This is a genomic window from Saccharomonospora halophila 8 (genome assembly GCF_000383775.1).
GTDB lineage: Bacteria > Actinomycetota > Actinomycetes > Mycobacteriales > Pseudonocardiaceae > Saccharomonospora > Saccharomonospora halophila.
In genome coordinates this window covers 63,428-75,743 of record NZ_KB912585.1, presented here as the reverse complement: position 1 = coordinate 75,743, position 12,316 = coordinate 63,428, and the positions used below count along the sequence as shown (strand labels likewise).

Genomic DNA, 12,316 nt, shown 5'->3' with positions numbered 1-12,316 from the left:
TGCGGGCCGCCCGCCGCGCGTGGTGCAGCAGCATCAGCGCGAGCAGCCCGGACACCTCGGGGTGCGCGACCGCGGCCGCCAGACGGCGGGTGAGCCGGATCGCCTCCGCGGCCAGGTCCACCTCACCGGAGTAGCCCTCGTTAAAGATCAGGTACAGCACCCGCAGCACCGTGGCGACATCCCCGGGTTCGGTGAACCGCACGCCGGACACGGTCCGTTTGGCCCGGCTGATGCGCTGCGCCATGGTCGCCTCGGGCACGAGGTAGGCCCGCGCGATCTGCCGTGTGCTCAGGCCGCCGACCGCGCGCAGCGTCAGCGCGACCGCCGAGGACGGGGTCAGGGACGGGTGCGCGCACAGGAAGTACAGCCACAGCGTGTCGTCGGCGTCCACGGCCGGGCCGGGCGTGGGCTCGTCCACCACGCGGATCTCGCGCTGCCGCCGGGCGGTGCCGGCGCGGGCGGCGTCGAGGAACTTGCGCCACGCCACGGTGACCAGCCACCCCGTGGGATCTCTCGGGGGTTCCTGCGGCCACACCCGCACAGCCTCCACCAGCGCGTCCTGCACGGCGTCCTCGGCCGCCGCGAAGTCGGCTCCGCGACGGACGAGGATCCCGATCACCGTGGGGATGCGGCCGCGCAGCAGTGTCCCGTCCACCGCGGGCTCACTCCGTGACGGTTTCCCGTGCGCCGAGAAACGGGCGCACCTCGAGCCACTCGTGGATCGGTTTCCCACCGGCGCCCGGCGCCGCCGACAGTTCACCGGCCAGTTCCAGCGCCCGCTCGTAGCTGTCGACGTCGATGACCATCCAGCCCGCGATCAGGTCCTTGGTCTCGGCGAACGGGCCGTCGGTGACCGGCGGGCGCCCCTCGCCGTCGTAGCGGACGAACGTGCCCTCCGGCGCCAGCGCCTGACCGTCCACGAACTCGCCCGTCTCCTCCAGCCGGGCGGCGAAGTCGTTCATGTACCGCATGTGGTCGGTGACCTCCTCCGGGGTCCACTCCTCCATCGGCACGTCGTTCACCGGCGCGGGCGCGCCACGGTAGTGCTTGAGCAGCAGATACTTGGTCATCATGTCCTCCTCGGTCCGTACGGCCCAGTGTGGCCGTTCCACCCGGGGGACGGAGCCGGACGCGCATCCTCGACATCCCCGGAAGGAGATTCCCGATCGTCGACCACCGCGGGTTTCCACCCCCTCACCCACGGCGAGACCCACCGCTTCCGGCCGAAGGGCCACGTCGATCCCGGGGCATCCTGCTAGGTCCCGGTGGTGGCCACCGGTGTCGTCTGCGCCAGGGCGATCCGCCAGGTCCCCTGATCCCGAACCAGGACGTACGTGAGCGTACCGGTCGCGGGCAGGACGGTCGTGCTGTCCGCGTGGTTCCGCCCGTCGTGCACCGTCTTGGTGCAACTGACGAGGGCGACGTCCGGAGTGGCCAGGCGAATGTCGAGGACATCCAGCTCGGTCCGGACCTGTTCGAGCGACGAGGAGAGCGCGGCGGTCATCGCCGCGGCGAAGTCGTCGCGCCCGAGGACTCGTCGCCCGGCGATGTTCACGATGACGGTGTCCGGGGTGTGCAGCCTCATCAGCGCGTCCGTGTCACGCTGTGCGTCCTGAGCCCGGGACACGACCCGGCGGATGGTGCGGTCGTCGGACTCGCTCGGACGGAGGTCGGGCGCTTCTGTGTCCATGACGACGACGCTACGAGCTCGACTCTGCTCGAAGTCAATCCACCTGTGTGGTCCCGCCCGTCATGAACCGTCCTGGTGCAGCCGACCGCTCACTGGATCAGCGAGTTGTCGCGGTCGCGTTGGTAGCGCTCGTAGACCACGCGCGAGCCGAACGTTCTGGTTTCGACCAGCTCCAGCGGGATCTTCTCGGTGACCGGTGGCAACAACGGCGTGCCGCCACCGACGACGATCGGAAAGCGGAAGATGCGCAGCTCGTCGACCAGCCCGAGTTCGATCGCCACGGCCGCCAGGCCGGCGCCGCCGATCTCGATGTCCTTGTCCGTCGCGTCGCGCGCGGCAGCGACCTCCTCGGCCACCGACCGCTCGGCGAGTCGCGCGTTGCCGGGAACGCTGTCCAACGTGCGGCTGAAGACGACCTTCGGAAGCGCGCACCAGACGTCCGCGAACGCGGCGTGAGGTTCGGTATCACGCATCGAAGGGTCCGTTTCCCACACCGACATCGTCTCGTAGAGTTCGCGGCCCAACAGGTAGCAGCCAAGCCCGCGCACCCGCGCGAGGTGGAAGCGAAACAACTCCTCATCAGGAACCATCCACCCGAACGCACCCTCGCGGTCCGCGATGAAGCCGTCCACCGAGACGCCCATCGAGTAGATCAGCATCGCGTCGAGCTCCGCACACCGAAGCCACGGACGATGCTCGCGGAGTCGTTCCTCGAGCTGGACATCGTGCTCCCCTCGGGCTCCGTCACCCCTGGTGACCGGTCGTACGAGGAAGACTACATCGCCGTAAGCCGGGGCGCAGTGATCGTAGGGTCGTCGGCGGCGACCGCACCGGATCCCGGAGGGGAACCCGACCGGACACCGCACGCTGACCTGCGACCAAGTGCTTGACCTGCGATTTCGCGGATTCTCCCCCGGGCTTCCACACCATCCGGACACCCGTGAGCGTTTCGTCACGGTGACGGACTCCCGCGTTCCTCCGGTGCCGTGCTGAGCCGCGCGCCGCGACCTCCTCCCGGGTGGTGTCCGCGGACGGTCCTCGGAGGGGCTCCCCGACCGCCCCTGCCTTCTCCCTCTGCCCTCTTCCTCCATTTCGCCGCCCCGTCGTGGGCATAGTTTCGCGCACGCGATCGTTAAACCAGTAACGCGCGTCGCGAAACAGTGAAACTAACTCCGACCGAGAACCCGTGATAATGCCTCTTATCACGGTGTGGCGGTGGGCGGGGTCCGCGAGGCGCCATAGAGGCCGGACACGCGAAAGTGACCACGAGCGGCGACGACGTCGGACGTCTTCAACACGATCGCCGAGCCGCAGCGCCGAGAGATCCTGGTGCTGTTGCGGGCGGGTGCGCGGCCGGTGACCGAGCTGGCGCGGGAACTGGGGATCACTCAGCCGCGGGCGTCCCAACACCTGCGGGTGCTGCGGGAGGTCGGACTGGTGCGGGACCGCCAGGCCGGCAAGCAGCGCTGTACGGCTTGGACGCCGGCGGGCTGCGGCCGGTCCATGAGTGGACCGGCGGGTTCGAGCGATTCTGGAACGACAGCTCCGACCGGCTGGACGCTTAGGTGCGCGACCTGAAGCAGAATCGACAGAAGGAGTAGTTGATGAGCGAGGAGGGACGAGGCACGTCGGCACGGTCCGCGACGGCCGACCGCGAGATCGTCCCGCCGGACGGATCGTGCTGCTGCACTTCTGGCCTGTCCAGCACCACAGCGCCGGACCACGTGCCCCAGTCGGCGCCGACCAGCACGCACCCGTCGGCTCGCGGCGTCGACCTCTGGACGAGGTCGGTGTCCCTGACCATGCGAGGTCGTCGTGCCGGGCCACCACCCGGTGGCCCGGCGCCGGTGTCCCAGTGCTGGAGCACGGTGTCCTGCGCGCTGTAGTGGGAAACGATCCGTTGGGCACCGCCGAATCGGCGACCTCGTCCGAGGCCGGTCACCAGTCCAAGGTCAGCGCGGCGGTGCTGCTCGGTACTAGCGTGGCCCAGGGCGTGCAGAGCACACCGGAGGTCGGCGTGTCGCACAGCGCGCCGATCGGACCCTGGCAGCGCACGGGATGATGCCTCCGGTAGGCCCGCGCGAGGCGCACTCTCCTGGCGTCCACTCGGGTGAACACAGCCCCCCGATATGCGGCGAAGTGACTCCTCCGAGGAACTGCCCACTATCGAATAGATGACTCGAAGAATCAGTTCGACCAGCGGATACCGTATCTTCGTTGAGTTCACTGGGAATCAATAGGAAGTCCGTGCGCTTCGCGTCTCGCCTGAGTGGAGGTTTTTGCGGTGCCGTCTCAGTTGTTCTGTCCAGGTGTTGGACCGGCCGCGAGTGGGCGCCGATCGGACACTCCACGGCACCGGAAAGTGTCGCTTACGCGCCGGGGCACTTCTTCGGTGTTTTCCCGGGGGTTAGACGGCGTCAGGGCGTGCTGACGTAGTCTCGAGTACCACTCCTGGGGTGACTACGGTCGAACGCGTTGACCGTAGCCGCCCAGGAGGCAATAGCCGTTCGACGGCAGGAGGTCCGGTGGGGATGAGGACCATGTGGCAACCGCAGTGATCCGTCCCCTGGCGTATCTGCGCTCGGATCCGGCGTCGTCACCCGAATTCGGATCCGACTGTCGCTCACCTCGAAGGATGCTTGTGCACGTTTCGGTTTCGGACAGCGAAAAGGCTGAGTTGCCCCGACGGTTGCGGTGGCTATCGCACCATATGACGGCCGTGATCATGGTCTCGGCTGCGGTGTTCGTCGTTCCGCCGCTGCTGCAGTGGGCCTTCACGGGAACGTTGATCGTCGGCGACTTCCTCGACGTGACCGTGTATCGGGCCGGCGGTGCCGCGCTGCTGCACGGCGAACCGCTCTACGAGACCGCCCTGCAAGTCGGTACGGGGAGTTTCCCGTTCACCTACCCACCATTCGCGGCCGTGGTGTTCGTGCCGCTGGCACTGGTACCGGCGTGGTTGTGCCAGGCACTGGTGATTCCTGTGCACGTCGTGTTGCTGGCGGCCGTTGTCCAGCGATGTCTACGGTGGATGGGTTGTCCGGACACTCGCCAACTGCGCCGGGCGACGGTGGCACTGACCGCGGTGGTGTTCCTACTGGAACCGATCACCTGGACCATGTGGCTCGGCCAGATCAACCTGATACTGCTGGCCATCGTGCTGTTCGATCTCACCGCCGGTAGGCGGTGGGCCGGCATCGGGGTCGGCATCGCCACCGGCATCAAATTGACCCCCGGCTTCTTCATCGTCTACCTGCTGTGCACACGGCGGTTTCGGGCCGCGGGCACCGCGATGGCCACCGCTGCGGCCACCGTCGGTCTTGGTTTCCTGATCGCTCCCGGGGACTCCGCACGCTACTGGGCGGGGACCTTTCTGGACAACACCCGCTTCGAGGCCACCGACAGCACGGGGAACCTGTCGATCAACGGAGTGGTGGCCCGACTCATGGGCGTGGGCGATGCCCAACGCGTGGTCTGGCTCGTGCTCGCGATCACCGTCGCGATCATCGGACTCGCCGTGGCCACCGCCGCCCACCGAAACGGCCGCGTCCTGCTCGGGCTGACGTTGTGCGGGCTGACGGCGACCGCGATCTCTCCGTTCTCGTGGAGCCACCACTGGGTGTGGCTCGCGCCGCTGACAGTGCTGGCCGCCACGCACGCATCACGCGTGATGCTGGTGTGCCTGGCCGTACTGACCTTCGCCTGGCCAGTGCACGTCATCCTCAACATGGATATTCACTTCCCCGTGCTCGGCATCAGCACCCTGCCGCCGTGGCACGGTCTAAGAATCCTCTACGGCAACGCCTACCTGATCGTCTTCACCGGTGCACTCATCCTTGCCCACCGGGAACGACGATCACCGACACATTCGCTCCGGGGCATCGTCGTCCAGAGGTAACCGCCACAACTACCCTCTTCGCCGCGCGTGGACGGCGTCCTCGGTCACGGTGGCCGAGGACTACGCCGACGTGCGCGCGTCGAGTGTCGCCGTGCGGTGACCGGGCAGGCGTCGCGAGCGGGGGACGTGGGTCACCGAGGACAGGCCCCTCGACACGCCCGTCGCATCGGCCGGACCCCGCTGTGGGACTCCGCCACCGTTTGGTCCCGGCCCCGCCCCCACCGAGAACAGCGCCGACTCGCGAAAGGCCAGCAGCTGTCTGAGCGAGCCGCCCCTGATGCGGAGCTTGCTACGTCGCCAGCACCGTGACAGCCGCGCTGCGGTGGGGCCGACCTGCTCGGCGAGCGAAGGCCGTGACGCCGTCGTACTCGCCGTGGTGGGCGTACCCGGTGGTCTCGTATTCGAGCAGCAGTAGCCCGTTGCGTGTCGCGTCGTGGTGGATCAGACGGGAACCGGCCGAGGTGTCCGCACCGGGCAGCAGGCGCCGCCCGGTGCCGAGCACCGTGGGGGCGACCACGAGGCGGTCCGTGTCGATCAGGCCCGCTCGCAGCAGCGCGTTCGCCAGCAGGGCGCTGCCGTGGATTCGGAGTTCCCGTCCCGGTCGGGCCTCGAGTTCGGCCACCGTCCGGCCGGGGTCGCCGGTGAGCAGGGGCCGTGGGTGCCAGGTCCCCTCAGTGAGGGTGTTCGACACGTCGTACTTCGGCAGCGTGTTCATCCGCTCGGTGAACGGATCGTCCGGGTCAGTGATCTCGGGCCAGTCGCGCGCGAACGCCTGGTAGGTGCGTCGCCCGAGCAGCAGGCCGTCGGCGGGGTCGAGCCCGTCGGAGGTGCGCTCGACGAACATCCCGTCGATGTGTGGCACCAGCCAACCGCCCCTGGTGAAGCCGTCGCTGGTGTGCTCGTCCGGCGACCCCGGCCCCTGGCTCACCCCGTCGAGCGTGACGAACCCGGTGAGAGCGATCTTCGCGGTGGGCCGTCCCTTCGGCGAACGCGGCCAGTCGGCCTGCGACCGAACCCCAGCCTTCGGTGAACCCGAGCTTCTCGTGCCGGGCGCGTGCCTGCGGGTCCGCGTGCCGGACGACCATGCGGTAGTCGGTGTCGTCCGGATGGTCGTCCATCGGTGATCGTCGCGGTCATCGCGACCGGGGCGGGGTGCGCCGGTCGCCAGGTGCTGTCGATCGCGTTGGTGAACACGATGCGCTCCGGGTCGTCGACGGCGAAGAAACACCCGTCGAGATGGGCGACGAACTTGCCCCGTCGTCACTCATCCGCGTCACGAACGCCCCTGCGGGGCGCGGATCACCCGCTCCAGGGCGAGGTCGAAATCAGGATTCACTGCGGTCGCTCCTGGTGATCGGAGACGAACTGTTCGAGGCGGTCGGTGCGCTCCTGCCAGGCCCACGGCTCAGACGCCGGACAACGGCCCGCCGGGTCGGGTCGGCAAGGGCGACGAACACGCCGTCGAGCTGTGCCGAATACCGTGCCACACGGCTGAGTATCGCGTCCGAGATGATGAAAGCGAGGACTCGGTGTCGGTGGTGACGGGTAGCGTCCTCGGCGTCACCCAGGGACATACGGTCCGCACCCTCGGAAGGCTCCTCGTGAGCCGGGGGCAGGACCACGCGGGAGTCACGAGACACCGAGGAGGACACCATGACGACGACACCGGAGGACCCGACCACCACGCCGCACGGCCGCCCACCCGTTGTGGACCTGGCCACCTGGCAGGCCGCCCGTGACGAGCTTCTGGTCCGCGAGAAGGCCCACACCCGTGAGGGCGATGCCCTCGCGTCGGCCCGCCGCAGGCTGCCGATGGTGGAGTTCGACGGAACGGTCGAGGTGGTCGGCCCCGACGGTCCGGTGCCGTTCCTGGACCTGTTCCAGGGCCGCGACGAGCTCGTGGTCTACAAGCACATGTGGCACGACGGCGCCCCGCACCAGGGACAGTGCGAGGGCTGCACCACCGTGGCCTGGCACATGAAGGATGCGGTCTACCTCCACGCCCGCGGCGTCTCGTTCGCCATCCTGACCACGGGCCGTTGGGACGAGGTGGCGCCCTACGTCGAGTTCATGGGCTACACCCAGCCCTGGTACTCGGTCCGGGGTCTGGACGAGCCGGTCGGCGGGGAGATGGGCTACATCGCCTGCTTCCTGCGTGACGGCGACCGCGTCTTCCTCACCTACTCCACGACCGGCCGGGGCAACGAACCGGTCACCGGGTCCCTCGGCCTGCTCGACATGACGCCCTACGGCCGCCGCGAGGGCTGGGAGGCCAACCCCGAGGGTTGGCCCGAGGCTCCGCAGGCCGGCTCGCCGGTCGGCGGGAAGGGCGCGCCGATCTGCTGGTACTGGCGCACCGATGCCGACGGGAACGCCACCTGGGGCCCGACCAGCCGCCCCACACCACAGTGGACCCGCCCCGGCGCCACACCCGTGGAGACCCTCGGCCGCGACGGCCACTGCCACTGACGCGTCGGCGAGTCACACCGCGTCGGCCGCCGATTCCGCGGAGGCACGGCGGCCGACGCGGCGACTTGCTAGATTCGCCGTTCCCTCCGTCGGTACGAACTCGTGGGGAGTGGTCGCCCGTGTGGTCCGAGGGGCACTCGGTGCTCGTCGTGGGAGTCCCGGAACTCGACGACGACGTCCGGGCCCGCACCGCCCACTACGACGCCTCGTTCCTCGCGACGGACCCGGCGTTCGTGCACGCGCACATCACCCTGCTCGGGCCGTGGCTGTCGGAGCCGTCGCGCACCGACCTCGACACCGTCGCGACGATCATGGCGCGCACCGAACCGTTCGAGGCCACCCTCGCCACCGTCGACACCTTCCCCAACGGGCTGATCCACCTGCGCCCGGAGCCGGAGGAACCGTTCCGGGCGCTGACCGCCGCCCTGGCGGAGGCGTTCCCCCAGTGCCCGCCGTATGCGGGGACGTTTCCGGACCCGGTGCCGCACCTGACCCTGGACCGGCGGGCCGAGGGGATCACCCTGGACAGCGTCGAGCGCGACCTGCGCCATCTGCTGCCGGTCCGGACCCACGTCGACCGGGTCGATCTGCAGTGGTGGGCCAACCACGACTGCCACGTGCGTGAGTCCTGGAAACTCGGCCACCGCGGCTGACGGAACACACGGTGCACGGGACCTCGGTCGGAGACGAGCCGACCGAGACCCTCACCGCTGCCCGCCGTTCAGGCCGTGCCGAAGGACGCGGGGCCGAACCGGCCCCAGGCGATCAACGCCGCGACCACCAGATACACGAGATTCACCGCCGCGAGCTTCGGCTCCCCGAGTCGGCCGTGGGTGATCATCGCGCCGATCATCAGCAGGACCCAGCAGACGGCGGTCACCGGAACCAGAACCGGGGCGATGCCGACCGCGGCGGGCAGGATCAGCCCCACCGCGGCCAGCAGTTCCAACACACCGAGCGTCTTCACGGAGCCGGTACGGGCGTTCGCGGTCCACCCCGCACCCGGCATGGTCTCCAGCCGTTGTTTCGGCACGAAGGTCTTGCTGAGGCCGCCGGTGAGGGCCACCGCGGCCAACAGTCCGGCGGCGATCCACAACGCGAGGTCCATCGTCCACTCCCTGATCGAGGTTGTTCGTCCCCCGGTGGACGAGACAGCGACCCCGCCTGTGACACCCCGGACCGTGGTGATGTCCGGAATAGTGGCGACGGACGGGACGTTGTGGTCCGTGACCTGTCGAACCGGGGGAAAGGACTCAGGACGGTGCACATCGGTGAGCTGGCCGAGCGGACCGGCGCGAGCCGCCGGTCGATCCGCCACTACGAGCAACAAGGCCTCCTCGAACCGAGGCGGACGAGCAGCGGCTGGCGGGAGTACGACGAGCTCGCGGTGAACCGTGTGCTGAACCTGCGGGAGCTGTTGAAGGCGGGGTTGTCCCTGAGCGACATACGCCAGGTCTCCCCGTGCCTGGACAGGAAGACCTCCGAGTTCCTGAACTGCGACGACCCGGATGAGGGCACGATCGCGATGTACGAACGGCGCTTGTCCGACCTGGACGCCAAGGCCGCCGAGCTACAGCGGTACCGGACCGACCTCGTGGATCGCCTCGCCCGGCTGCGGGCGAGCGCCTCCGACGCCGAGGAGTTCGCGAGCCTGCTGCGCCGACACGCTTGACCTTGACACCGGTGTCACTACCTAGCGTGCGGAGGACCGCACCCGAGGAGGTAGTGACCCATGACTCGACCAACCCTGCCGAGTTGGCTGTTCGTCCTTTTTCTGACGTTGCTCGTCACCGCAACCGACGAGTTCATCATCGCGGGCGTGCTCACCGAGATCGCCGCGGACCTGCGGGTCGGTGTCTCCGCGGCAGGCCAACTGGTCACCGTGTTCGCGGTGGTCTACGCCGTCGGCGCGCCCACCCTCGCCGTGGTCGTCGACCGCTTTCCACGACGTCCGGTGCTGGTGGCCGGGTTGGCCGTCTTCGTGCTGGCGAACGTGGCCGCGGCCATGGCCTCCGGCTATGGAGCTCTGCTGGCTTCCCGCGTCGTCGCCGCGCTGGCGGCGGCGACGGTCACCTCGGCGGCCTTCACCACCGCGGCCACCGGGGCGCCCGCCGGGCAACAGGGGCGTTATCTCGGCGTCGCCACCGCCGGGATGACCGCGGCACTGTTCACCGGCGTCCCCGTGGGGACGTGGCTCGGTGACGCGCTGGGCTGGCGCGCCACCTTCTGGCTGATCGCCGCGGTCGGTTCGATCGCCGCTGTGGGTGTGTGGACCACCGCTCCCAGCGTGCCCGGCGGCGTGCCCGCTCCGCTGCGGGAACGGCTCGCACCGCTGCGCCGGGCGGACGTGCTGCGGCTGGTGACCGTCACCTTCCTCGCGGCGAGCGGTGGGCTGATGTTCTACACCTATCTCAGCGCCTACGCGGCCACCACCGCCTCCGGATCGGGTGCCCTGCTCTCGGTCGTCCTGGCCGTGGTCGGGCTCGCGGGCCTGGCCGGTGCCGTGCTGGCCGGGCGTGCCGACGATCGACTGGGGCATCGCGTGAGTCTGCGGGGGGTGATCGGCGGGCATGCGCTGGCTCTGATGCTGGCCGCCGGGCTCGGTTTCGCGTCCGTCGACGGCGCGGTGGCTCTGGTGGTCATGCTCGCGGTGATCGCGTTGTGGGCGGTGTTCGCCTGGGGCCTGAACCCTCCGGTACAGGGTAGTGTCATGGCCGCCGCCGGCGAGCACGCCGCCATGCCCGCGCTGGCGATGAACATTTCGGGGTTGTACCTCGGCACCGGTGTCGCGGGTGCGGCAGGTGGGATCGTCCTGTCCGCCACGGACGCCAGGTTCGTCCCCGTGGTGGCCTGCGCGCTGTTGGTGCTGTCCTTCCTGCTCACTCTGGTTCCCTCCACCGGATCCCGGGACATGCCCGCCCATCCGGAGGTGCCGTCCGCGGAGCCCGTCGGCCGCGACGGCCACTGACGCACCGCATCGGGTCCTCGACCGGCGGGTGGAGGGGGTCACCCACCCTGGACAGCGTCCGGCGCGAAACTGCGGCCGGGTCAGTCGGTCGCGCCACCGCGGTGGCGCACGTCGACCACGCCCGGGATGGGGGTCGTGTCCGTGAAGTCGTCGGCCATCGTGTCGACGCCCCGCTGCGGGTGCGCGAGGTCGACGAAGGACCGCCGTTGTTCGTGCTTGGTCTGCGTGTCCAGGTTCATGGTCGTGTTCCGGTCCTGTTCGAGGGACTCGTCGCACTCGCCGTCGCGGTTGAACGACCACATCAGGGTCGGTTCACCCCGCGGCAGGTCCGTGCCGGGTTCGCCGTCGTGGCGGCCGGTGTGCCAGGTGTGCCAGGTCTTGCCGTAGCTGTTCAGCAGCAGCCGAAGGAACGCCTTCTCCGCTGCGTCCGGGAGTCCGGGAGCGGCCAGCTGCCCGGACAGGACCTCGTAGTTGTGCGGGTGCCAGTAGTCCTTCTCCTCCTCCGGCAGCGGGTCGAACACCCGCTCGGAGACGATGTACTCGATGCCGATCAGGTTCGCGTCGCGGGTGTTGCCGTCGAAGATGACGCACTGCAGCAGGTCGTCGTTGACCACCCGGCAGTAGTGGTGTGCCTCCATCTGCATCTCCGGCCGGCCCTTGGCGCAGTGGAACCCCACCACGTACACGTCGAACCCGCGCAGCGGCGTGGTCTCCTGCAGCAGGTTCGCGCCCTGTTCCAGGGTGCCCAGCCAGGCGCCCTTGCCCTGCCCGGCCGGGGTCACCGGGGGACGTCGGTCCTTGATCGTCGGGTTGGCCATCGGAGTGCCCTCTCCGGTCGACGCCTGCGGGGTTCCCGGGGCATACCCACGGGCCCGGCGGGGAGAACGTCCCCGTGCCGCCGCCCGTGCTCACGGTCGGCCGGGGCGGCTCGGGGGCGCGGTGAGCGGGTCGTCCGGCCAGGCGTGTTTCGGGTACTGGCCGCGGAGTTCGGCGCGCACCTGGCGGTAACCGTCGCGCCAGAACGACGCGAGGTCCCCGGTGACGGCGGCCGGACGCCCGGCCGGGTCCAGCAGCCGCAGCACCAGCGGCACCCGTCCCCCACCGACGGTGGGCACCTCGGTCCAGCCGAACATCTCCTGCAGCCGCACCGGCAGCGCGGGCTGTTCGGGTTCGTAGTCCACCGGCACCCGCGCGCCGGACGGCACGGCGATGCGGGCGGGTGCCAGTTCGTCCAGCCGGGTGGCCTCCGGCCACGGCAGCAGCCGCTGCAGCGCCTGCCCGGCGTCGATCC

14 protein-coding genes and 1 pseudogene are annotated in these 12,316 nt (G+C 69.6%); 7 read left to right on the top strand and 8 right to left on the bottom strand.

Going from position 1 to position 12,316, the window contains the following annotated elements; genetic code table 11:
* From SACHA_RS23030 to SACHA_RS0118405, 4 genes are all read right to left on the bottom strand, one after another.
* Positions 1–655: DUF6596 domain-containing protein (locus SACHA_RS23030; RefSeq protein ID WP_019812147.1), on the bottom strand; the 655-nt coding region annotated here is incomplete at its 3' end.
* Between the two features lie 7 nt (positions 656–662).
* Positions 663–1,070 (bottom strand): YciI family protein, encoded by a 408-nt coding sequence (locus SACHA_RS0118415; RefSeq protein WP_028663330.1) that lies wholly within the window; start codon positions 1,068–1,070, stop codon positions 663–665.
* Between the two features lie 185 nt (positions 1,071–1,255).
* Complete coding sequence (locus SACHA_RS0118410) at positions 1,256–1,690, bottom strand: SgcJ/EcaC family oxidoreductase (protein ID WP_019812145.1); 435 nt, start codon at positions 1,688–1,690, stop codon at positions 1,256–1,258.
* 89 nt (positions 1,691–1,779) lie between these two features.
* Entirely contained in the window at positions 1,780–2,349 is a 570-nt protein-coding gene (locus SACHA_RS0118405) for a dihydrofolate reductase family protein (RefSeq protein ID WP_019812144.1), read from the bottom strand.
* A gap of 640 nt (positions 2,350–2,989) precedes the next feature.
* Here SACHA_RS0118405 and SACHA_RS24150 point away from each other — a divergent pair.
* The 3 genes and pseudogenes from SACHA_RS24150 (at position 2,990) to SACHA_RS23025 (ending at position 5,588) form a co-directional block, all read left to right on the top strand.
* Positions 2,990–3,255, top strand: a pseudogene (locus SACHA_RS24150) (ArsR/SmtB family transcription factor).
* Positions 3,256–3,590: 335 nt separating this feature from the next.
* Positions 3,591–3,752 (top strand): hypothetical protein, encoded by a 162-nt coding sequence (locus tag SACHA_RS24675; protein WP_157601754.1) that lies wholly within the window; start codon positions 3,591–3,593, stop codon positions 3,750–3,752.
* 648 nt (positions 3,753–4,400) lie between these two features.
* Positions 4,401–5,588: a glycosyltransferase 87 family protein gene (locus SACHA_RS23025; RefSeq protein WP_019812141.1), complete on the top strand. Its 1,188-nt coding sequence runs from the start codon at positions 4,401–4,403 to the stop codon at positions 5,586–5,588.
* A 289-nt stretch (positions 5,589–5,877) separates the two neighbouring features.
* On the opposite strand, the gene SACHA_RS23020 is transcribed toward SACHA_RS23025, so the two are convergent.
* Positions 5,878–6,549 carry a dihydrofolate reductase family protein gene (locus tag SACHA_RS23020; RefSeq protein WP_051110279.1) on the bottom strand — a complete coding sequence of 224 codons (672 nt, stop codon included), beginning with the start codon at positions 6,547–6,549 and terminating at the stop codon, positions 5,878–5,880.
* A 692-nt stretch (positions 6,550–7,241) separates the two neighbouring features.
* On the opposite strand from SACHA_RS23020, the gene SACHA_RS0118380 reads away from it, so the two are divergent.
* Entirely contained in the window at positions 7,242–8,057 is an 816-nt protein-coding gene (locus SACHA_RS0118380) for a DUF899 domain-containing protein (RefSeq protein ID WP_019812138.1), read from the top strand.
* A 119-nt stretch (positions 8,058–8,176) separates the two neighbouring features.
* Positions 8,177–8,710 carry a 2'-5' RNA ligase family protein gene (locus SACHA_RS0118375; RefSeq protein ID WP_019812137.1) on the top strand — a complete coding sequence of 178 codons (534 nt, stop codon included), beginning with the start codon at positions 8,177–8,179 and terminating at the stop codon, positions 8,708–8,710.
* A 68-nt stretch (positions 8,711–8,778) separates the two neighbouring features.
* On the opposite strand, the gene SACHA_RS0118370 is transcribed toward SACHA_RS0118375, so the two are convergent.
* Complete coding sequence (locus SACHA_RS0118370) at positions 8,779–9,165, bottom strand: DoxX family protein (protein WP_019812136.1); 387 nt, start codon at positions 9,163–9,165, stop codon at positions 8,779–8,781.
* Positions 9,166–9,318: 153 nt separating this feature from the next.
* On the opposite strand from SACHA_RS0118370, the gene SACHA_RS23010 reads away from it, so the two are divergent.
* Positions 9,319–9,729 carry a MerR family transcriptional regulator gene (locus tag SACHA_RS23010; RefSeq protein ID WP_157601752.1) on the top strand — a complete coding sequence of 137 codons (411 nt, stop codon included), beginning with the start codon at positions 9,319–9,321 and terminating at the stop codon, positions 9,727–9,729.
* Between the two features lie 60 nt (positions 9,730–9,789).
* Positions 9,790–11,025, top strand: coding sequence for an MFS transporter (locus SACHA_RS0118360; protein ID WP_051110276.1), 1,236 nt, complete (start codon positions 9,790–9,792; stop codon positions 11,023–11,025).
* Positions 11,026–11,105: 80 nt separating this feature from the next.
* Here the strand turns inward: SACHA_RS0118360 and SACHA_RS0118355 are convergent, their stop codons facing one another.
* A complete protein-coding gene (locus SACHA_RS0118355) occupies positions 11,106–11,843 on the bottom strand; it encodes an OBAP family protein (protein ID WP_019812133.1) in 738 nt (245 codons plus the stop codon).
* A 90-nt stretch (positions 11,844–11,933) separates the two neighbouring features.
* The coding region (locus tag SACHA_RS23005) for an ATP-dependent helicase C-terminal domain-containing protein (protein WP_019812132.1) at positions 11,934–12,316 on the bottom strand (383 nt) is incomplete at its 5' end.

Bases quoted from the DNA above. Each gene is read 5' to 3' on its own strand.
- SACHA_RS0118415 (WP_028663330.1), bottom strand. From the start codon at position 1,070: ATGACCAAGTATCTGCTGCTCAAGCACTACCGTGGCGCGCCCGCGCCG.
- SACHA_RS0118410 (WP_019812145.1), bottom strand. From the start codon at position 1,690: ATGGACACAGAAGCGCCCGACCTCCGTCCGAGCGAGTCCGACGACCGC.
- SACHA_RS0118405 (WP_019812144.1), bottom strand. From the start codon at position 2,349: ATGCTGATCTACTCGATGGGCGTCTCGGTGGACGGCTTCATCGCGGAC.
- SACHA_RS23025 (WP_019812141.1), top strand. From the start codon at position 4,401: ATGACGGCCGTGATCATGGTCTCGGCTGCGGTGTTCGTCGTTCCGCCG.
- SACHA_RS0118380 (WP_019812138.1), top strand. From the start codon at position 7,242: ATGACGACGACACCGGAGGACCCGACCACCACGCCGCACGGCCGCCCA.
- SACHA_RS0118370 (WP_019812136.1), bottom strand. From the start codon at position 9,165: ATGGACCTCGCGTTGTGGATCGCCGCCGGACTGTTGGCCGCGGTGGCC.
- SACHA_RS0118360 (WP_051110276.1), top strand. From the start codon at position 9,790: ATGACTCGACCAACCCTGCCGAGTTGGCTGTTCGTCCTTTTTCTGACG.
- SACHA_RS0118355 (WP_019812133.1), bottom strand. From the start codon at position 11,843: ATGGCCAACCCGACGATCAAGGACCGACGTCCCCCGGTGACCCCGGCC.